This window comes from Streptomyces sp. NPDC059455, from assembly GCF_042750115.1.
Lineage (GTDB): Bacteria > Actinomycetota > Actinomycetes > Streptomycetales > Streptomycetaceae > Streptomyces > Streptomyces endocoffeicus.
Genome location: NZ_JBHYVB010000002.1, coordinates 23,990 through 46,092 on the forward strand (window position 1 = coordinate 23,990; position 22,103 = coordinate 46,092).

Below are 22,103 nucleotides of genomic sequence, written 5' to 3' on the forward strand. Positions count from 1 at the left end.
CGAGTCACCTGCGCGTCATGATGCGGTGTCCTTGCCGGAACGGTTCGGCTGTCATGGCTCCCGTCAGATGAAGGGGCAATCCATCGGCCTATAACACCAGTAGGCCCGTCCGGACCGTTTACCGCCAGGGTCGCGGTGTCACGTTCCCTCGAACGGAGCAGCGCTTCGGGGCGTCGGGGACCGCAACCGAGCGCCCGGCGCGCGCTGTCGGTCGTGCTACGTACCCGGATGTTCGCTCGGCGCCGTAGCGGTCAGTGGAGAGGAAAGGTGTCTGAGGTGAAGCACCGGGCGCTGCAGCGACGGGTCGAGCGAGGAGTAGAGACTGAGCCGGAAGACCCAGGCACCGCCGTCGGGTGTGGGCTGCTCGCGTTGGAACCAGGTGTCGAGGGTGGCCGTGATCCCCGTGACGGTGGTGGCGTCGTATCTTCCCACCGTCGACTGTGCGACAGGCAGCAGGGCCGCGAGCGGCGGTGCGCCGGGGACGAGCGTGTAGGCGTACCGCATGCCGACGCTGACCCTCCGGTCGGCCGGATCGCCGCCGAAGACGGTCCGGAACACCGGAGCAAGTGGTTCCTCGGACCACGGTCCGATCGGAATGGGCTCGGTGATGTCGATGAACGGCACGATGGGCTTCGGGTATCCGGTCTCCGGTGTGCGATACACGAAGGACGGCGCGGTGTCCGGCCCGTCGGGGCCCAGCAGCCGCGCGTTGCGCGTGACCCAGGCGCTTGCGGACGCGTTCTGGTACGACGCGATGTGTACGGGCGGGAAGGTCAGTTCATACGTGAGCAGAGTGAGGGCGGGAACGGTGTCGGCGGGGAACGCGTAGCAGAGGCAGTCGCTGTCGGTGTCGCACCCGCACAGGGCCGGGTCGACGCGTCCGAGGTCGTGGCGCTCGCCGTCCGCGATGACGCGGAGCGTGTCCGGCCAGTCGACCCCTCCGGGCCCGGATTCGACCGCGCGGGTCAGCCGCAGGGTGGTGTACCACCCTCCCTCGGCATCGGTCTGGAGGTTGATGGCGTACCGATACACGTCCGCGGCCGGTTCGTCGCCCGACGAGGGGCCGACGGCCGTCCGGGAGGTGGAATCGCCGTTCCAGTGCGCGGTCCAGGCATCGGCGACGGAGGCGGCGAGTGTGTCGAAGGTGTTCAGGGCCGTGGCCAGAGTGGTGTCCTGGCCGGTGTCGCCGTCTTCCCGTTCGCGCAGTCCCGCTAGCAGGCCGCGCAGCGCGGTGGCGACGGTGGTGTACTGCGCCAGAGCGGCGAACAGGTCCTCCCCCTGTGCCACGGCCACCGCCTGGGCGGACTGGTTGTAGGCGACACGGAACTCGATGGTGTCCTGTGCCACCGACTGGTGCTGCAAGGAGAATTGGTACCGCCAGCGCACCGCGTCGTCGAGCTGCGACGCCGACGTGGGAACGAGGGCCCGGTGTCCGAGAAGGATCGGCATCGGGGGGTAGGCGCGCAGCGGCACCGGTACGCGCGGCTCGCCGAGGTCGAAGTGGAGGGCGGTCGGCTGGCCGGAGCGCAGAGGGGTGAGGAAGGTGAGCCAGTCGGACCGCTCGTAGCCCTCGATCTGCGGGGTGATGCCGAACTCCAGCTCCTTGACGGTGAAGTCGAGTGCGAGGTCGAGGGCGGACTGCCTGACCGCGTCCGGCACCGTGAGCAGGAAGTTGACCTGGGACTCCCCACCGCTCAGCGGGATCTTGCCGCTCGACAGCGTCGCCGCCGCGGGATCGGAAGAAGCCCTGCGGACATCGATGACCGGTGTGCCGGACAGTCTCGCGTGCAGGTCCGTCCCTCGCGGCGACGCGTTGGTGTCGTACTGCAGGACTGCCGCGACCGAGTAGCCGCGGGTCAGCGAGACGAGCAGTTCCTGACGCAGCCTCTCGACGGCCGCCTCGCGTTTGGTGGCGGGTACGGTGCCGGGCGCCTGTCCGTCGAGGATGCCGTCGAGGCCGTGGGCCACGGCTGCCGCGAGTTTTCCCTTGGTGTCGGCGATGCGGTCCAGTGCCTCGCGGTTCACCGCGTAGGCGCCTCCGACAGAGGCGGCCGACAGGACGAGCTCGACATCGGCGAGGAAGCCGCGCGCCCACACCTCCAGGTCGATGCCCTGGTAGTCGCGGGTCTGAGGGTCGGTGAGCAGCCCGGTCCGCACGTCGAGCCCTCGTGTGGTGACGTCCTGCCGGGAGATGAGGGTGGGGTGGAAGGGGCGGAGGGCGAACGTGCGGGGCTGAGCGGTACCCGCCACGGTGACCGGAGGGCTCACGGAGACTTCCTCGATGCCGTCCGCCCCGAAGACGACCGCCCACACGTCGGTGGCGGACGAGCCCGCCTGGCCCGTCGCCAGCCGCAGGACGGGCAGGGCGGTCTGCACCTGCGCGGCGAAGGCCGCGAGGCTGCGCGCGCCGTCCTGGGCGAGGTCCGCGGAACGCTCGGCGGGGACGGCGGTGCGGTGGCGCGTCGCGGTCCCGGCGAGCGCCGGGTCGACCAGAGCGGGGTCGCGGGACAGTTCGAGCTCCACGGTGACCGGGAAGACGGCCGCGGGGAACGACCACCGTACGTCCTGCGGTGTCTCCTCGCCGAGACGGCCGGTCAGACGAGCGGTGGCCGGCGGGACGACGACACGTGCTCCCGCGCGCAGGAACCCGGTTCCCGCGTTCATCCGGACGAGCGTGTCGATGTCGGCCGTCGCGCCCTGGCGGCGGAAGCGTTCGACGACGGCGGTGAGCGTGTCGGCGACCGCGGTCGTCTCGGTGCTCGGAGTGGCCTGCCCGGTGGCCGGCGGCGCGAACAGCACCTGCTGGGGCAGGAGCAGACCGGGGGTGCCGGCGTTGGCGGCGAGCAGGGCGGCCGCGGTGACTCCGAAGCGCCGCGCGGCTTCCTCGGGTACCACGCCGTCAAGTCCGGGCGTCGCGGCCGGGAGCACACCGGGCGGGCAGATCAGCAGCGCACCGGTGGCCGGCACGTCGGTGCGCGGGCCGATGGCGGTGGCGAGTGCCGCCAGGTCGATCGGCGGTGTGAACCGAGCGCAGACCTCGGAGAACGACGTGGGCCTCGTGGTTGTCACCGAGGTGCCGCCCACGGTGATGGTGACGTCGGCCGCGACGGTCCCCGGCATGTCGGCGTTGAGGGCCACGAGGTCGGCGCCGGGGAAACGCTCGGCGATGGCGTCGAGGGAGTCGCCCGGGCGGACCGTGTAGGGCACGCGCAGGGCGGCCGGACCGTCCGGCCAGGCCCAGGTCCCCGGTACGACCGGTGGCGACGCCGGATGCACCGTGGCCTGACGGTTGTGCCGCAGCAGCTCGCCGGGGGTCGTGCCGTTGGCGGCGGCGAAGTGCGCCAGCGTGTCCTCGCCCGGCTCCGGTGCCGGTGCCGCCATCAGGAACACCGGGGTACCGGGCGGGAACAGATCCGCGGTCCGCGTGTTCAGGGGTGCGAGGTCCGCGGGTGTCAGGAACGCTCCGTTGCGGTCGAGGGTGTCGCCGCCGACGACGACGTAGCCGTCGACCACCATGAGCGCTCCGGGGCGGAACATGCCCGGGGTGTCCGCGTTGAGCGCGATGATCCGGGCCGCGTCGAAGGGGACACCGTTCGCCTGGAACGCTCCGGCGACCCCGGCGAGGGTCGCCTCGCTGCCCGGCGGGCCGGTGTCGACGGCCACTCGCAAGCCGTTGCATTCGAAGACGAACCCCGGTGTGAGCAGGCCGGGCCGGTCCTGGTTGGCCGCGACGAGCCGGGCCGGCGTGCAGTGGAACGCCGCCGCCAGCGCATCGGCCGACGGCGAGTCATCCGGTACGGCGCGTTCCCGCGGTGGCGTGGTGAGTTCGATGCCGGGATTCAGCGGCAGCACGGTGTTGTCCTCGTGCCGGAGCACCTGCGCGGGATCCGGGGATGGGCTGAGTGGCGCGCACAGCGCGGCGATCGTGTCGCGGTTGCGGAACACCCGGCTCACCGGCACCGTGAGTCCGGTGGTGTCGACCAACTGGGTGACCCTGGTGTCCGCGTTGGCCGCGCCCAGCGAGTCGAAGTCGATGCCGTGGCGCGCGCAGAGCGCGTCGAGGGTGCCGGTGCCGTCCGCGGTCGCGGAGGTGATTCCGGACAGCGAATCGAGCAGCGCGTGTGCGCCGATCACATATCGGCGCAGCACCTCGACGTCGGCGGTGAGTGGGGTGGGATCCGCGCCGGGCGCCTGGCGCAGCGACGTGAGCAGTGCGGCGCCGATGTCCGGCCGCGCCAGCTGGTAGTGGACCGGGACCAGTTCGCCGCGGCCGCTCGCCGCCGCGGCCGCGGCCCTGGCCCCCGGATCGGACGGTCCCGGCTGGTAGGCGATGGTCTGGAAGTCGACCGACACCACGAGCTCGCAGATGCCGTCGCCACCCTCGACGGTGTAGCGGACCGTCGTTGACGGCCAGGCACCCGCGCCGATGACCGGATCGGTGTAGCGGACGGGCACCACGACCTGGTCGGAGGTGCCGGACCGGTTGCCGAAGACGTCGTCGAACCACACCGAGACCCGCGTCGCCGCGTCCGCCGAGATGCCGGCGTACGGGTCGCCCTCGGGGGGCGGGGCGGTGGGAACGGCGTCGGTGTGGTGCGGCGCGAAGCGGCTGATGTCGACGATGCGGGTCAGTTCCCAGACCGCCTCGGTCTCCTCGGTGGCGGTCGGCATTCCCAGCTCGTCGGTTGTCTGCTGCGGCCGGGGCGACACGGGCCGGCCTTCGCGGCTGCCCCAGAACCACTCGTTCTGGTCGAGCTGGAAGCCGAGCAGGCCGTACAGGCGGCGCAGCCGGCCCTGCGGGGTGTCGTCGTCGGACGGGTTCTCCAGGCACGCCGTGAACCCGACGCGGCCGGGTTCGACCGTCGCGGCGGGCCGGAGCTCGGGAGGGTCGACGGCGCGAGCGGCGAGTGCGACTGACGCCGGATCGACACCGTCGCCGACGACGGCGACATTGGTGAACGCGTACAGGTGCCGGTCGGGTGTCGTACCGGACTGCGACACGAGCTGGACGAGCAGCCAGAACTGGGCGCGCCCATCCTGATCGAAGATCGCGTCGGGCACGTCGCCGCGGTACCGCAGCCAGTAGCCACCGCCACCGACGACGCTGCACTCCCAGAGCAGGGTGAGGAAGCGGCCGGAGTCGGTGAGGGAGGCGAAGTGCTTCCCGGCGGTGGCCTCAGCGGTGGCCCGGCCGGTGGGGGGTGCACCGCTGCGGGTCTCGGTGGAAAGGTTGGCCTGGACGATGAACGCCTCGACCGGCATGGAGGTCAGACCGGGGGCGCGGCCCGGTGTCGGCGGAAGCTGCCACGCCAGGGTGAGCAGTGCCTTCTCGCCGTCGGGCGGCTGCGGGAACTCCGCGGTGACCGGCCCGTCGGCCACGGCACGCAGGTACTCCAGGAGCAGGGCGATCCGCTGCCGGTCGCTGGTGTCCGCGCCGAAGACCTCGACGGTTCCGGTCGTGCCGGGGACGCGACGGACCGTGAACGGCACGAGTGTCGCCCACGCGTACGACCGGAGTTCGGTGTACGCGGCGCGCGCCCCGGTCTGCGGGGTCGTCTGCTCCAGCAGGAACGCCGAGGCGCTGGTGTCCTGTCCGGCGCGTGCGATGAGGTCGGCGGGCAGTGGCCACAGCGTCGGCGTGGCGGACGCGGATGCGGGCAGCGTGACGTCGGTGGTCGTCTGCCACGGGATCACCTGGGTCACGGCGTGGCGGACGCCCGTGTCGCGCGACAGCGGCAGCGCCGAGAGCCGTCGGGTGACGACCGGCGCCAGCCCGGTGGCGGGGTACTGGTCGCGCAGGTCGTCCGCGGTGATGGAGAGGAGCGCGTTGTCGGTTTCTCCGGCGAGGGTGATGGTGGCGTCGCTGACGAGCGAGTCGGCGAAGGTCAGCCAGTCGGCGTCCACTGCCTTCTCGACGGTGATGGTGACGAGGGGCGGTTCGGGTTCGGTGGCGGGAGGCTGGGGCGGCGAGGGGGGTGGTGGGCCGGTGACCTGCTGGCCGACCAGCTGATACAGGCCGGTCATCGGTCCGGTGGCGTGGTAGGTGCCGTGGTCGGGCTCCGGCGCGGGCAGCCGCAGTCCGCTCAACAGGGACCGGGCGACTTGGCCGCTGACGGTCGTCATCTCCTCGCTGCCGTGCAGGGTCGTGACGAGGTCGTCCAGCTCCAGCGCGGGGACGTCGGGTACCGTGAGGCGCCGTTCGGGGGCGGCTGCGAGGACTCCCGCGTCGTCGGCGATGCGTCCGGCGAGGTCGTCGAGCGCGAGGCCGTACCGCTGGGCGAGGGTGAGCAGCGTCTGCCCCGGCGCCGTGGTCCCGTGCGCGTCAGGCACCTCGACGGTGACGAGTGGGACGAGCACATCGGCGTCCTGGACGTAGGCGTCGAACGCCTCCTGGGGGAGGAGCAGCCGGACCCGGAGCGAGGCGAGCGTGTCGTTCGGAAGGATCACGGCGGCGCTGCTGCGCGGCCCGGACGGGTCGTCCGCGTCGTACGGCAGCCTGACGCCGTTCGGGTCCGGCGGTGTGTTGACCGCGCGCACCGCCCGGAGCCATTCCTCGAACGGCGTGCCGGAGACGACGTTCTGCCCCAGTGCGAGGTAGGCCGCGACATCGAGGACCGTGTCGCCCGGCAGCGAGGTCCAAGTGGTGGTCGCGGTGGACTCGAAGCGGGCGGGCACGGTGAGCGTGGTGTTCTCGGGCAGAGGGTCCGGCGGGTCGCCGTTGAGCCGGCTCACAGCTTGCTGGTACCAGTGGGCGAGCGGCACCTCGTCGGGCTTGGTCTTGCCGAGCCGGATGTAGAAGACGGCTCCGGCGTCGTCGACGGACAGTCCCGCGTGGACGAGACCGGGCAGCGGCACGATCGCGCTCGCGCGCAGCAGCGGCGCGCTCGCGCGCAGGTGGCCCAGCAGCGCGGTCAGGTCCGTCTGGTGGTCGCGGGCCAGTCCGGCCAGTGTCTGGCCGGCGGATATCCGCACCGGCAGGGTGCGCAGGTCGATGACCCTGTCGGGGGCGACCGGCCAGTCGGGGTTGGCGACGGCGATGGACTCCGGGGTGACGGCGACGGTGACCCGTACCTCGTCGCCGGGGAGCGCGGTGGTGAGGTCGTCCGGCAGGGACGGGTTGTGCGCGGAGAGTTCGGCCGATGTCACACCGAGATGTGATGCGGCGACCTCCACGCCGTCCCGGGCGGCGACCTGGTAGGCCGTGGTGGCGGTCGGGAAGCGCTCCGCGATGGATCGCAGCGTCTCGTTGCCGCTCACCTGGTACGGGTACGCCGACAGCAGGTTGACGGCGGCCTGGGCTGCGGTGCGTGCGACGAGGTGGAAGTGGTCCCGGGCGACGAACGTCGCCATCGACTCGCTGCCGTCGTCGGTCGCGGCGGCGAGCCGTGCCCGGGCGGACGGCCGGTCCTGCGGCGGACGCGGGTCGAGCTCGGCGAAGTACGCGACGGCCTCGGCCTCGTAGGTGGTGTCGACCGGCTGATGGTTCGTGAAGTCTCGGTCGTGGTCGGCCGGATCGGGCAGGCCGGTGGAGGTCCACTTGAGGACCGGGGGCATCGGGAAGGGGGTTCCGGCAATTGCGGCGGGGGCGCCTCCGGCCGGTGTACCGGTCACCACGAGGTGCAGGTTGTTGGTGAGGAAGCCTTCGAGGGCTGCCCAGGTGAAGCCGGTGTTGGCGGCCTCGGGCATGCTGAGCTGTTCGACCAGGTCGGACAGGTGGGCGAGGGTGACGACCGCGGTCGGCGAGGTGATCCCGAGTGCGTTGAGCGACCAGCGCAGCAGGCCCTCGGTGAGCTGGTTGAACGAGGTGTCCGCGGGGGTGGCCGCGCGGGGGTTGCGCGAGACGTCGGGCCGCAGCGCCTCGGCGATCCCGGCCGCGCCGGGCGCGACGGCGTTGTCGGTGACCAGCATGACGACGATGCGGTGGTCGGGGCGGTCGTTGGGCGGGGCGGCGGTGCCGGTCCAGTCGACGGGAACGCCTGCGACGGTGTACGCGGGGACGAGCATCAGGTGCGCGGTCCGCGGCTGCCCGTCGGGGAAGACACGGGCCTCGGGGTCGAACCGCAAGCGGTACTCCGCGGCAGGCGGTGTCGCGAGCGCGGGGGCACGGGCGGCTGCCAGGCGGCGGGCCGCGGCGCCGGGGGCGAGCTGCCACGGCGGGGTGCTGTCGGTGCCGATGGTGAAGGAGGTCTGCAGGGTCAGCGAGAAGGAGAAGGAGATCGTGATGAACACGATCTTCACGCTCGCGCTGGCACGCAGCGACAGTTCCAGAGCCACGACGGTCGCACGGTGGGCGGCCAGCTCCACGGTCGCCATGGCGGCGATCTCCAGGTGGAGTTCGACGCTGATGACCTTGAAGTCGACCGATCCGTACAGCTGGCCGACGACGCCGACGGTGCCGCGGCACCAGTAGAACAGGTCGGTGTCCTGGCTTTCGTCGTCGGGGTGGAACCAGGCCAGCGCCCCCTCGACGATGACCACCAGGTTCAGGTACATCCCGGCCTTGAGCGGACCGCGCTCGAAGGTCCGTCCCACGCCGATGGACAGGCCGATGCCGAGCTCGATCACCGGGCTGAAGGTGCCGTTGGTGATGGCCGGGACGCGGCGGGACGTGGCGCCGCTGAGCAGGCCGAAGTAGATCCCGCCACGGCCGTTGAAGATCCCTGCCTCGATGGCGAACGAGTCGGTGAAGTTCCGGTTGGCCGGGAAGCCGAGGTCCACCCGGAAGTTGCCGTTGGTGTAGATGTCGACGGTGATGAGACCGAGCGTCACGGACACCGCGCCGAATTGCAGCGTCCGGAAGGCGTCCGGGATCTGGAGCCGCGCGTGGAAGACCCCGATGTCGTCGGTGACCTTGCGGTAGAGCAGTTCAACGCTCAGTCCGGCCAGTGAGGACGCCCGCGGGCCGCTCAGCGCCACGAGGATCCCGTAGAGGTCGGGGTCGTGCATCACCAGCTTGACGGCGGCCGTGTCCATGAACGTCACGTCCAGGCCGAGCAGCCACTGGCCGGCCGGATCGAACGCCATCACAGCCGGGTCGATCGGCGGCTTGCCGGCGGCGGGGTCGACCGGACGCATCGCCGCTACCAGCGCGTCGACGACTTCGGAGACGCTCGTGTACCGGGTGAGCCCGGTCGGCGACACGTGCTGGCCGAGGCCGAGGTAGCGCAGCGAGACCAGCCGGTCGCCCAGCCCGGGCGGCTGGGGCGGCGCCTGGTTGACTGGGTCCCAGACCAGCGGCTTGGTCCCGGCGTCGCCGGGCAGCTGGGCGGCGAGCACGATCGTGACCGCGGGCCGCCCGGAGGAATTGTCGTAACTCAGCCCGACGGACGTGATGGTCACGAACGGCAGGTGCAGTTCGAGGCCGTAACTGACGGCGATCTTCTGCGCGGTCGGGTCGATGGTGAGGGTGAGGCCGCTGAGATCGACGGTGTTGAGGAAGTCCCAGGGCGGGTCCAGCCGCAGCGTCGCGTTCGGGTTGACCAGCGCCACCAGGCGGGTGAGGAGTTCACCGAGGGTGCCGGTGAGGCGGACGGTGAGGATCTGGTGGCGCGGTGCCGGATCGCTGACCCAGGAGGTCGCCGCACGCAATGACAGATCACCGTAGGCGATGCCGAATGTGTAGTCCTTGCCCGCATCGGCCACCGACACCGACGCGGTGACGGTGAACTTGTTGACTGTGAAGGTGCCCGACAGGCTGCCGGTCGTCACCGTCTCCGGGCCCACCTGCGCGGTGTCCCGCAGGGCGACGGCGAGCCGCTCTGTTTCGGGAGTGGCCGAGGCCAGGCGGCGTTCGATGTGGGCGGTCAGCAGCAGCTTCACGGTCATTCCCAGCAGCTGCTCTCCGACGCTCACGCTCAGCGTGCCGTGGGCGGAGTAGGGGTTGCCAGGGGCGGTGCTGAACAGGACGCCGAGGTCGGCGAGGGTGATGTCGAAGTCCCGGCCGACCCAGTCGGCGGGCGGAGTCCCCAGCAGGCCGTACACCAGGCGCGGCAGGTCGAGCGTGCCCACCATGATCGCGCCGAACTCCCAGGCGCCGGTGCCGGGGTACTGGGCCTGCACGAGCAAGGTGATCGGGTTGTCGGCATTGCCCGGGACGGCGATCTGCCCCTTGCCCTGCACCAAGCCGCGCACCTCGGCTTGCGAGACGTGAACCTGCAACTCCAGCCCGGTGAGCGCGAGGGTGACGGACCCTGCCGAAAGGTTCCAGTCGCCTCCGACGGTCAGTCCGGCGTCGAACTCCTTGCGCAGCAGCGAGGCGTACACGCTCAATGACTCGACCGTCAGGTCGAGTTCGGGGACTTCTCCGCCGAAGAAGGAACGAAACGCCCCAGAGATGGGGAGGGTGAACGGCTGCTCGGTATGCGCGGAGAACGCGAGGTCGGGCAAGGACAGCTCGACGGTGACCAAGACGTCGTCGAGACCGGTGGGTGGCAGGGCCCCGAGCCGGACGCGTCGCGCAAACGAAGGCGACGCCCCCAGCGACGAGGCGCGCTTCTGACCGAACCGCATCGTACCGAAGACCGTTCCGGTCACCCGTGGCCCGCCAGCCGGGCCGAAGGAGAACTGCCAATGGGCGCCCACTCTTTCGATCAGCAGGTAGGGCACGGGAGGATCCCACAGCTCGTTCCCCTTCGACTCAATGCCGACCGCTGCGTACGCCAGGTCCGGAAGACCTTGCGGCACCGGCACGACGCCGAATTCGAGGTCGCTGAGACCGAACCTGTCGATCGGCGCGATCCCTGAAGGCAGGGCGAAGTCGGAGGCTTTGCCACCGGTCATCGCCATCAGTGCCTCGACACCGCGAGCCAGATCGAACGGGGTGGCGAACTCGGCCCCCAGCGTCCACACGTAGTCACCGGCGAGTAACGCACCGCTGATGGTGATGACTTCGGCCGGCTCGGTCGGAAGCGTGACATCGGCGGACAGCAGGACGGCTGACTGCGGCACGCCCGGCTCGGCAAGCGGAATGCGGCCTGCGTAGTCGGTCGTCAGGGTGAGGCCAACGGCGGTGACCGTCAGGCCGGCGAGCCGCAGAGGGGCCTCGGGAGCGGCTCCACGCAAATGGAGCACCACGGGTGAAGCGGCCATCTGCTTCATGGCGCCCTCGACGAAGAGGCGGTCGCCGAGGAAGCTCGCGTAACCGGAAAGGAGACCGCTGTCCGGCACCGACGCGTCACCCCGCAGAGGCAGAACACCGGACAGTCGAGGTGGGCTGTCCGCCTCGTTGGTCGCGCGGATGGCGGGCGCTTCCAGGATGAGCGGCTCCAGCACGCTCTCCCCCAGGATCAGCCCGCCGCCCGTGCCGCCCTTGGGGCGCGAACTCTTCGGCAGCGTGCCGAATGCCCCCCGGAACGTCCATGGCTCCGCGTTTCTGGCGCCTGTGAGCTCCAGCACCAGCAGCGGGCCGTCGTCGTCCTGAACCGTGCCGGTGAGGTGCAGGGCCCAGGTGACGTTGAGGTAGGTCGTGGTTCCGGTGAGCCACGCGCTGGTCAGGTCGATGTCCGCCCGGCCTGCGTGCACGGGGAGGACCGCGGGCACCCCGAGCGAGTCCAGGAGCGAGCCGGCCTCGGGGAGCCCGGCCCTGCTGAGGGCACCGGTGCGCGCGGCATGCGCGAAGGCGGCGTAAAGATCGGCGAGCCCCATCTGAACCTCCTACAGCGCCGGTGGTGGAGCGACTATCGCATCAGGCCCATAGGTTGCAGACGCGACGGAAAGCTCGAACGCGACCATCTCACCGCGCTGGAGCACATTGGGTGGGGCGAGTTTGACAACGATGTTTCCTCGACTCACCCGCTGCTTATCTTGACGCACGCGGATCGAACGCTGGTTTCGGGGAATGGGAGGGAAGTTGCCCATCTCCGCAACGGTGCACCACATGCCCGAGTCGGTTTTCAGTGTGCACCAGGCACGGGCTTCGGAGACATACGTCATGAAGGCATGCACCGGAGTCACAGCCAGATAGGGGAGGAACTGCACAAGGACCTCGTACATCGGATGACCGAATGGATTCCCCGGGCCGGCGCTGGCCACGATATGCCATGGTTCGAGTATCCCTGCGAAGACGTCAACCAGTACCCAGCCGAAGTCCCACGGACTCCCGCCCGAACGGTAGTTCTCGACAGCCGTTCGCATGGCGCCGTGGTGAGGTGCCGACAGCCCGACGACCTGCGGAAGAAAAGGATGGCGTAGCAGGGTGTCATAGATTTCATCCATCGTGTGGTACGTCGCGTCACCCGGCAAGACGACGGAGTAAACCCCGTTCTCGACGACAACCGCAGCCGACGAGCCGTTCCTCCTGACGTCCTTGCTTCCCGTGACGGCAAGGTTGGAAGTCAGGATGCGAAGATAGACGTCACCATGTTTGGCAAGAAGCTTAAGGTCCTGCGGATCGTTGACGTTCGCGTAGTCGCTCCGGTGGTCCTCGAGATGGACGATGCCTCCCTGGTAGCCTAAGGCAGCGGCGAATTCGGCCACGGTCTTGAAGTTCTTCTTATCCCACTCCTTTCCTCCCAGGTGAATTGACCCCACCTTTGCGTTGATAGGTTTGAGTTTCTCACCCAATGGCTTGAGCAGCCTGTTGTGGTCGTCGTCCTGGTGGGAGATGATGATGTCGTTCAGATTCCCGCCGGACTGACCGACCTTCCAAGCGACGTAGGAGACTGCGGCGTCGCCGTCGTCCCCGCCGCAGTCCACCAGGGCCAGGTAGTCGGCGGCCGCCCTCTCCAATCCGTTGTCGTAGACCTCGACGAGGGTCGTCATGCCTTGCCCGCAGTACAGCATCTTCACCAGTGTCAGGCTCACCGTTCTCAGCCTCCTTCCGCGGAACGACGTACCGCCCGGCGCCGGGTGATCTCCGCCCGGGCCGGCGGTGGGGCCGGGCGCTTGGGGTCGGCGTCCGACGCGTAGGCGAGGTACCAGCCGACCTTGGACGGGCCGCTCTGGTCCGGATTGCCGAAGAGGATCACGTCGTTGTGCCCCGGGGGGAAGGACAGGCCGAGCAACCGCAGGGCGAAGTCGCGGAGCCTGAGGGTGTAGGTGCGCGCGCCCGGCTCGCCCGCGTCAAGGAACTCCACCGACTTGAAGCCCAGCTTCACTACACCCTCCAGCGGCAGGTTGACGCCGAGCAGGCCGGTGGCTCCCGGCAGTTTCACGCCGAGATAGAGCCCGGGTTCGGTGTCCGCGCCGCCAGGGCTCCAGGCGGCGAGCACATGGAGGGTCAGCGCCCGGCTGCCAGCGAGGGCGCCGAGCGTGCCGAGGTCGACGGCGTAGTCGAGGCCGTACCACGGCTGGGTCAGGGGTGACTGGTCGAGCGGCGCGACGACGGAGACGTAACCGAGGTCGGCGGGGGTCTGCGGAGATGGCGGATCGCCCGTCGCCAGCGCGGGGTCGGCGGTGGCGATCAGCCCGCGGAGCTGGATCGGGAAACGGGAGGCGAGTGAGCCGGCGCGCGCCGTGCTGTTCGCCGCGTCGAAGGAGAGGTCGCCGTCCCGCAGGGCGAACCGGGTCGTTCCGGCGGGGTCGCCGAGGCCGAACGACATGACGACGGCGAGGCCGCCGAAGCGCAGGTAGCCGTCGGCTCCGGCCGCGTCCTTGCCCCAGCAGAACGGATCGAAGCCCTCCGGCTCGTAGAAGCGCAGGTTGCCCGCCATCTGGAAGACCGCTTCGACCGTGGCCGTGCCCTCGGACCCCGGATCCGACGCCCTGGCGGTGACGAGCTGGGTCGACAGCAGTTCCACGCTCTGCAGCACGAGCCCGTCGAGCAGGAAGGTGTTCTGGCCGGACATCGAGAACACGTACGTGTCGTGGGTGGTGCCGTCGGGCAGTCGCTGGTGTTGGAGGGCGCCGTCGAGGAGGATGTTGTTGCCGTGCGTCGTCGGCAGCAGCCGGGCGGGAGCGCCGAAGAGCCGGTTGACCAGGAGTTCGGCGCGGCTGGTGAACGTGGTCGTGACGGAGTTGTGGACCCCGACGGTCAGACGCAGCACGCGGAAGGCGTAGGCGATGTTCTCGCTGAAGTACTGGTCATCGGGGTTCTCGTAGTCGATGAGCCCGAACATCGCGGAGCGGTGGAAGGCGAGCTGGCCGTCGGCGAGCCGGTAGGGGGTGAGGGAGATGCCGACGTGATGGGCCGCGAAGTTCCCCGGGTCGATGCCGGCGGCGAGTACCTGGAGTTCGTCCGGGAGCTGGTCGAGCGGGACCTCCGCGGACAGCGCGAGGACGCCGGTCCAGTTGACGTCCGTGGCGATGTCGTAGAACTCCTTGTAGGGGGAGCCGTCCGGTTCGCCGCGGGCGGCCTCGATGGCGTCGAGGACGGCCGTCTGCGCGTCGGCCGGTCTGCCGCTGCGCGAGGCGGCCTCGGGCCACGCCCAGGCCGAGATGTCCGCGGCGAGGTCGGCGATGCTGCGGCCGAGGGCGAACTTCACGATGAGGTGGGTCGACGGCCGCCAGGCGTCCGGGGAGAGCCGGAACTGCCAGCCCGCGACCACGGGGCTGAGCAAGCCGCCGTAGCGGAGGAAGACGCGCGTCTCGTCCTCGGTGATGTCGGGGGCGGCCGCGCGGAGCGCCTCGGTGAAGGCGGTCCGCGCCTCGTACACGGTCTCGCGCATCGCGGTGGAGACGGCGGTGAGCACCGCTGGGCGGATGCCGCCGTGCTCGGCGGGGATGGTGGCGATGGTGTCGAGCGTTGGGGTGCTGAGCTGGTAGGCCACTGAGCCGAAGCGGTGGAACTCGTCCGGGTTGCCGAGGACCAGGAAGAGGTTGTTGGTCTGCATCGCCTGCTGGAACCGGCCGGTCACGGTGGTGAAGCGCAGGTCCGGCACGGCCGCCTCGGCACCGTTGTGCCCGACGCCGAGCCAGTCCCATGTCGTGAGGCCGCCGGTGAGACCGACCGACAGGCCTTGCGGTGTGACGGCGACGGTCGGCTCGGCGTCGGACTGGCGCGTCCCGGACTGTACGGGCAGCAGCGCCGTACGGCGGGTCGGCGCGATCGCGAGTTGCTCGATCTTCAGTGCGTCGGAGACCGCGTCGGGTGCCAGCCCGTGGAACGGCGCCATGGGGAACGGTGTCGAGCCGACCGCCGCTGCCGGTATCTCGCAGAATCCCAGCAGGCCGATGCCGTCGCCTGTCTCCACGGAGCGCACGGCGGGCGCGAACAGAGGCGCGTCCTCCGGCTGGCTGTAGTAGGTGACGCTCGTCGTCGGTTCGACCGACACCCATGACGTCGTGCCGTGCGACGTGAGCGAATCGGCGCCGGTGAGGGCCGGGCCGAGCGGGGCGTACGCCGGGCGGCCCGCGACGAACGTCCATGCGCAGCCCTCGGCCGGCACTCCGAGGTACTCCAGCCCGGAGGTTCCGCAGACGACACGGCCGCCACCCGGCCCGGCGTCGACGCCGAACGTGCCCTCAGGGGTGAGGTGGTACGCCACGTTCCCGGGCTCGTCGGCGAAGTACGGGGCCAGGCCGAAGACCAGGCGGGCGGGCGGCGCGGTGCCGGTGGCGAGCGGGCGCAGCCCGACACCGTGGCCGAGCACGGTGACGTAGCCCGAGGGCAGTGTCGGGTGCGGCGTTCCCTGTACGGTCCAGGGGAAGAAGCCCAGCGACGTGTGGTCACCCTCGAGGGGCCGGAGCGGGTCGACCTGTACGTGGAACTCCAGGGCGGTGTCGTCCGGCTGGCGTACGGCGGCGAAGCGCACCGTGTGGACGTAGCCGTCCGGGCCCGGAGTGAAGAAGCGGATCCCCGCTCCCAGGTCCGCGAACGCGTCACCGGCTCCGGCCGGGGTGTCGATGACGAAGCGCCAGGCACCGGTGTGGCCTGGCTCCATGCTCAGCACCGTGGTGGCGGGCCGCCCGGGGAACCAGTGGTCCGGGGAGTAGAGCGAGGCGGCGGACCTGCCGAGGTGGTCGGTGACGGCAAACCCCCAGCCGCCCTGAGTGTCGGCGGGTGTGATGGCACCTCCGCCGGAGACGGCGAGCCGGTATTCGGTCAGCGGGAACGTGGCGCCGTCCGCGGCCCAGCTCCCGTCCGTGGCCCTCCGGCAGGTCAGTACGGTCGTGGCCCACGCGGTGGGTGCGGATGCCGGGTCGGCGACCCACAGGAAGCGCGGGGCTTGCTGTGGTGAGTACAGGGTGAGCCAGGTGCGCAGCACCTGGAGGAAGTCAGCGGAGTCGGTCGCCGGTGTCCCGAGGAAGACATAGCAGCCGGCGGTGTCGTCCCAGGTCCGACTCAGCGTCGGCCTGCCGCCCAGCGTGTCCGGGGACGAGGCCAGGAACGCGGCCACCGGGTCGGACGGGTCCGCCCAGTACAGCGCCGTCGAACCGGAGCGGGTGAAGGTCGGCTCGGTCATCGCTCGTCCACCGCTGTCACACCGAGGCGGTCGCCGTGGAGCATCGGGAGGTCGAGCGCAGCCGGGTCGTAGTCGGCCCAGCCGGTGATCACCCGCCAGTCACCGGACGGCCCGTCGGGCCGCATCGCCGCGCCGCGGGCTCGGTTCAGCGTCACGCCGCGCGGTGCAACGCGGACCGCGGGCGGGCGCAGGCCATCGCCCGCCAGGACGTTGCCGAGCGTGGTGCCGAGCGGGACCAGACGGGGCGCACCGCTCACGCTGATGCGTATCAGGGCGCGGATGACCGTGCGCCCGCGCAGATAGGCGGACGCGACTCCGGCGCCGGGCGGATTGCTGTGGCGGACGTTCTCGGTGGCTGCCTCCAGGGCGCTGAGCGTCCGGCCGGCCAGGACGACGGCGTTCTGCTGGGGGAACGCGGAGCCGGGTGACGCCGTGTCCAGCACTGTGGGCGGGTAGACGACACGTGCGAACGGCAGCTGCATCCTGCGGGTGAACAGGTCGAGCACGCCTCCGCCGCCGAATTGCTGCCCAGCGGGAGGCGGTGCTGACGGCTCCGGCACGTTGACGCCCTGCCGCGCGAGCGCCGAGAGGAACGCGTCGAGCCCGTTGCTCCACACCCCGGAGCGGTCGTAGGAGGCGACCTCGTAGTCGATGGCGGCCCCGGTGACGAACCCGGACAGGGGCTGGGACTGGCTTCCGGGGACGGCCTGGTAGCTCTCGTACTCGACACGGACGACGATTCCCGGGCGCAGATCGAAGCAGCCGCGGTCGAATTCGAGGCCGTAGGCGAAGTACAGCGTCTCGGCGAAGGTCTGCGGGAGAGCCCGCGACACCGCCTCGGTGAGTGCGGCGACCCCGTACGGCGTGATCGTCAGCGGCTCCAACCGCGCGAGCACCGCCTTCCACTCCGCGATCACGTCGGGGCGGTCCGTGAACGTCCACACCGCACTGGACTGCGGGACCTCCAGCACATAGGCGTACGGCGGGGTCCCTGTGGGCCTCAGGGTCATGCCGAGCGGCAGGTTGACGGGGGCGGTCGGCGGGACGCTGAACAGCTCGGGGAACCCGAGCACGATGTCCTGGGACCGCGGCACCGGACCCGTCCGCGGCGCGATGGACGACGGCCCGACGAACAGTGACTCGGTGAACACCGGAACCGGCGCCGAGGGCGCACTGACCGCGGGGCCGGCGAGCGCTTGGACGATCACCGTCGTGGATGGATCGGCGATGGTCTGCCGCCAGGAGCCCCGGGTCGCCGTCGTGTCGGCGACCGTCGTGACGGTCCCTTCGCTGACCGTACTGACGCGGTAGCCGCTGATCAAGGGGATGGGGAACGCGTCCCACGAGACGCGAAGTTCGCTGCCGTCGTAGTCCACCGTGACGTCCGTCGGCGCGGCCGTCAGCAGCGAAATGGCGTTACCCGGCGGCCCGGTGGCGACGCCCGCGAGCCCGCGCAGCGCAACCGTGGCCGTGTTCGGGATGTCATCGGGGAGAGTGAGGACGATGGGTTCGACGTAGGGCGGCTGTACGTCGAGCTCGACCTCGTTACCGGGCCAGCGGACGACTGGTTGGATCCCGGTCAGCGTCGGCGGCTGGATGGAGATCCACATCATCGTGGCCGCGCGGGCGGCGTCCATCGTCACGGATACCAGCCGCGGGCCCGTGGTGACGACGGGGACGCTCGTCACCGGTCCGGTCGCGACACCGGCGACCTGCGCGACCGTGGCCGTTTCGGGCAAACGCCTCGCGGCGTCCAGCGGCAGGGTGGCGGTCTCGCCGCGGATGACGACTTCGGTGGTGCCGACGGTCGCACGGAAGGTGGCGTCCGGCTGCGGTCCGTTCCAGACGAGGACCAGCCGTCCGTCCTCCACCCGCGCCGCGATGACCTCTGGCCGCGCGGTCGGCGCGGAGACGCGGGGGGACCACGGACCGGTCGCGACGCCGTCGACACCGCGCACCGTCACCTCAACCGCACGGCTGGACGGGAGGGGGAAGCCCGCGGTGCCGTCCGCGCCCACCCGCTGAGGAGCGCCCTGGACTCCGTCGACAAAGAGCACGGCCTCGGCCGCCACGCCCGGCGCCAGATCACCGGGCGCCACAGTGACGATCAGCTCCCCGCCGAGCGCGTCGACCGACACGACGGCCGGCAGGGCGAGCACGGCGGGAGCCGTCGTCGCCGGACCGATCGGGATCCCGGACCGGGCCCGGACCGACACGGTGTAGGCCGCGCCCGGTGGCAGCGTCGCGGGGCCGGGGAAGGACAGCGGCGACACGGGGCCGAGGGTCGCGGAGTACACCGCCACTCCGTCGCGGTACAGGACCACGTCGTACCCCGTCACGGTCACGCCCGTCGGTGGCGTGACGTCGATCGTCACCGTCGAGCCGTCCGAGCGCACCGCGCCGATGACCGGACCGTCGAAGGCCAGCGGCGCCGGCGACGACGGTGGCCCGGACCCGGCCGCGGTCACCGCCTGAACGACAGCGGAGTAGGTGAACCGGTCGGTGATCCCGGGGTCCACGCCGACCGTCGTCGTGGGGGCGGGTACCTCCGTGGTGAAGAAGACCCGGCCATCATGCAGGACACTCACCCGATACGCGTCCGCACCGGGCACGTCGCTCCACGTGAGGGATAGCTCCCCGGCGTCGAAGGCCGCGACGAGCAGTTCGGGCCGCTGTGTGGGGAGGGCGAGCCCAAAGCCGGACGGGCCGACCGACATCGTGGTTCCGGACGTCCGGACACGGGCGAGTGCGGCCGTCGCCATCGCTCCCGGAAGCGGGGCCGGAACGGTCGACGACCCGCCGGTGACCCGGATGTCCGGGTCCGCTGACGCCCCGTTGACCGACATCCTGGCGAGAAAGACGTCGTTCTCGTCGCCTGCCCAGGTCAACGTCACCGCCCCGGTCACCGGGTCCGTGTCGGCCCGGCTGAGCTCGACGGTGTCGGTCAGGACCGGTGCCCGCGACGACCACTGATGCGGCGTCGTACCGATGAACGAGCGCACCGCGACCTCGGCGTGCGGTCTTGCCGCAAGGTCGATCGGGAGGGAGACGGTGACCGACTGTCCGACATCGGTTTCGCGGACGATGGCGGTTCCGTCGAAAACATACAGGTGAAATGTGGTGGCGGGCGTACGCTGACCAGCGTCCCATGAAGCCGTCAATATTCCGCTCTGGTAGCGAACGTGATGGATTTCGAGTGTGCCCGCTGGTTCGGTGGCGCCTGACATGGGACTCATCTGCGCCTCCACATGCTGGTGGCTGCACCCATCGTGGGTATGGGGACGCACCACGAAGGGGATGCGCCAAGAGGCGATGGGCCCGCCCGAACGGCAGGCCTGCCGGACATCGATACGAACGGCGTTGGAAATCAGGAAAGTCGCCGTTGTAAGAATGTATAAGGGCGTGGGGACGTCAGTAATGGTGGGGCGTCGGGTTCACCCGAATGGCGCAATGGTGCCGACCGCGACAGCGGCTGTGGGGCGGTTGGCCAGCACCGTGTACTGGCCGAGGACAGTGTGCGGGTGCCGTTCCCCGGTGATGAGAAGGCGGCCGGTGCACTCGGCGCCGGCTGTGCGTATCCATCGTTCGGCGAACGCGTTGGACCGGGGCTTCGTGGCGGGTCGGGATGAGGTTCTCCCCAGGGCTTTCCGCGGCGGACTTCCCGCCCTGCGCACGCCGGAGCCAATCGTGGATTGTAGGATCAGCGGGTCGGATGGCCTGGGAAATGCTGACCGAAGTCACCGCGAGACGAGCCGGGGCGGCGGTTCCGCTGGCTGGTCGCGCCCCGTTCCACGGTCGTCCAGCCGGGGCCGGTGCACACCGGGCTGACCACAGACGCGGAGGCGGAGGTCGAGCGGCTGCTCGACCTGCTGGCCCGCTGACGGGCTTACGAACCGCCGACCGCGACGTTCGGCACGGTACTGGGCCCACAGCGCCATCACCAGCCTGATGGCCCGCGGCGTCGAAGACCGCCGTGAACAGGCCGCGCGCTGTTGAACAGGTCATCGCCGACAGCGGCCTCGGTCTGTTCAACCGCGTATGGACACGCCCCGAACTGGCCCCGACCCTCCACGAAGTTGGCCACCCCGCCGATTGGGCGCGCCGTCTGACGGCGTAGCCCCTCCCGCCGGACTCGCCCAGAGACCGGCAGGCACGGCGTCCCCATCTCCGCCCCTCCCCACAGGGGCGGTCCGCCTGCCCGACAGGGCAGGCCCTGCCGTACACGACCGACCACTCGTCACCCACCCCGGTCGTGTACGGCGGACCGCCGAGCCGCCCCCGTGCCGTCGGAGGCTGCATGTGTCAGGGGTGGTCCACGCGGAGGAGCAGCAGGTCGAACGCGGGGCCGTCGGCGGTATTCCGGTACTGACCGGCGTGCTGGTAGCCGAGCCGGGTGTACAGATCCTGGCAGCGGTGGTTGGAGGGCAGGGCCAGCAGGGATGACCACTGGGGATTGATGGCGTTGATCAGCGTGGTGTGGATCTGGGTGCCGATACCCCGGGCCTGCCAGGGAGGGCGCACTGCGAGCTCGCACAGGCCCATCAGACGCTGTGTGCGGGCGCCTTCGGGAACGCCACCGATCAGGTCGGGGCCGAACCAGTGCTCCGCGGAGCAGGGGAACGCATAGCCGAAGCCGACGGCCGTGCCGCGCTCGTATGCGACGACCAGGACGAGCCCCTGGTGGTTCTTAAGATGGCCGTGGGTCTGGCGGCGCAGAGCGATCCCTGACCGCATGGTGGATGGCGATGTCCGCGGTGTATCCAGCAGAACCCGCAGCACGCCAGCACGGCGCACCCACCGCATCGATTACCCCTTCTGGGTCGATGCGGGCGAGCCCCCCAACATCGACCGCACCCGGCGAGGTGCGGATCACCCCCACGACAAACGCCTGTAGCCGATTGCGGTCCTCGTGCTGGAGCAGTCGAGGGGGAGCCAGGGCGGATCACCTAGCCCGCGGCGGCGAGGTGGGCTTCCACGGCGACGACGCCGTCGATACCCTGGCAGAGGCCCACGACCACCGGGATGAGACGCGGTTCCGGGACGTGGCCCCGAAGGGTGACGTCCCCGTCACGGACCTCGACCGCGACGGTGCCCTCGTCCAGGCCGAGGATGCGTCCCAGGACGTCCTGCTCGATCTCGTCGCGGATCTCGAGGTCGGAGCGGATGAAGGCGTCGAGGAGGTCGCTGCGGCTGATGATGCCGGTGAGGATCCCGTCGTCGCCGACCACCGGCAGCTGCTTGACGTGCCGCCTGCGCAGTTCCCGCGCGGCCCGGGGGATCGTCCAGTCGGTGCGGGCGGTGAAGACGGGGCTGCTCATGAGCGCGCCTGCGGCCTGGGCCCGGGCCTTGGCCCAGGCACGCTCGTCGTTCCCGTCCTGCCCCCGCGGATCGGGCCTGCCGGTCTCGTGCCGCAGTACGTCGGACGCGGACACCATGCCGAGGGGGGTGCCGTTGTCGTCGACGACCGGGGCCGCGGCGATGTCGTTCGCGTCCAGCAGGGCGGCGACTTCCTGGAACGGCGTGTCGGGGCGGAAGGTGACGACCTCCTGGGTCATCACGTCACCGACCGTGCGGCGGTGCAGCATGGCATCGGCCTCCTCCGCTTCGCGACGGGCGGCTGCGGCCGGGGCGCCCCCGCCCGGCCCCCCGCGCCCGCCCCGCCCCCGCCCGCGGGGGGGGGTGACCTCCCGGGGGGGGGGGCCCCGCGGCCCGTTCCCGCCCCCGTTTCCCCTCTCCCGGAAGCCGTCCTCGCATCATGTCCAC

General features: G+C 70.8%; 6 protein-coding genes and 1 pseudogene. 1 reads left to right on the top strand and 6 read right to left on the bottom strand.

Annotated elements, in window-relative coordinates; all coding sequences use genetic code 11:
- Positions 1-216: 216 nt before the first annotated feature.
- The 4 genes from ACFXB5_RS00985 to ACFXB5_RS01000 are packed head-to-tail and all read right to left on the bottom strand — an operon-like array spanning position 217 to position 19,576.
- Positions 217-11,643 carry a LysM peptidoglycan-binding domain-containing protein gene (locus ACFXB5_RS00985; RefSeq protein ID WP_385201157.1) on the bottom strand — a complete coding sequence of 3,809 codons (11,427 nt, stop codon included), beginning with the start codon at positions 11,641-11,643 and terminating at the stop codon, positions 217-219.
- 9 nt (positions 11,644-11,652) lie between these two features.
- Complete coding sequence (locus tag ACFXB5_RS00990; protein ID WP_385201159.1) at positions 11,653-12,801, bottom strand: hypothetical protein; 1,149 nt, start codon at positions 12,799-12,801, stop codon at positions 11,653-11,655.
- A 5-nt stretch (positions 12,802-12,806) separates the two neighbouring features.
- Positions 12,807-16,340, bottom strand: coding sequence for a hypothetical protein (locus tag ACFXB5_RS00995; RefSeq protein ID WP_385201161.1), 3,534 nt, complete (start codon positions 16,338-16,340; stop codon positions 12,807-12,809).
- Positions 16,337-19,576, bottom strand: coding sequence for a hypothetical protein (locus tag ACFXB5_RS01000; protein ID WP_385201163.1), 3,240 nt, complete (start codon positions 19,574-19,576; stop codon positions 16,337-16,339). The genes ACFXB5_RS00995 and ACFXB5_RS01000 overlap by 4 nt, the downstream gene beginning before the upstream one ends.
- A gap of 510 nt (positions 19,577-20,086) precedes the next feature.
- On the opposite strand from ACFXB5_RS01000, the pseudogene ACFXB5_RS01005 reads away from it, so the two are divergent.
- Positions 20,087-20,221 (top strand): annotated as a pseudogene (locus tag ACFXB5_RS01005) (DUF3037 domain-containing protein); the annotation flags it as partial.
- Between the two features lie 421 nt (positions 20,222-20,642).
- Here ACFXB5_RS01005 and ACFXB5_RS01010 read toward each other — a convergent pair.
- Positions 20,643-21,074 (bottom strand): GNAT family N-acetyltransferase, encoded by a 432-nt coding sequence (locus ACFXB5_RS01010; RefSeq protein ID WP_385201165.1) that lies wholly within the window; start codon positions 21,072-21,074, stop codon positions 20,643-20,645.
- Positions 21,075-21,286: 212 nt separating this feature from the next.
- Positions 21,287-21,925, bottom strand: coding sequence for a CBS domain-containing protein (locus tag ACFXB5_RS01015; protein WP_385201167.1), 639 nt, complete (start codon positions 21,923-21,925; stop codon positions 21,287-21,289).
- Between the last annotated feature and the right edge of the window lie 178 nt (positions 21,926-22,103).

Bases quoted from the DNA above. Each gene is read 5' to 3' on its own strand.
- ACFXB5_RS00985 (WP_385201157.1), bottom strand. From the start codon at position 11,643: ATGGGGCTCGCCGATCTTTACGCCGCCTTCGCGCATGCCGCGCGCACC.
- ACFXB5_RS00995 (WP_385201161.1), bottom strand. From the start codon at position 16,340: ATGACCGAGCCGACCTTCACCCGCTCCGGTTCGACGGCGCTGTACTGG.
- ACFXB5_RS01000 (WP_385201163.1), bottom strand. From the start codon at position 19,576: ATGAGTCCCATGTCAGGCGCCACCGAACCAGCGGGCACACTCGAAATC.
- ACFXB5_RS01010 (WP_385201165.1), bottom strand. From the start codon at position 21,074: ATGCGGTCAGGGATCGCTCTGCGCCGCCAGACCCACGGCCATCTTAAG.
- ACFXB5_RS01015 (WP_385201167.1), bottom strand. From the start codon at position 21,925: ATGCTGCACCGCCGCACGGTCGGTGACGTGATGACCCAGGAGGTCGTC.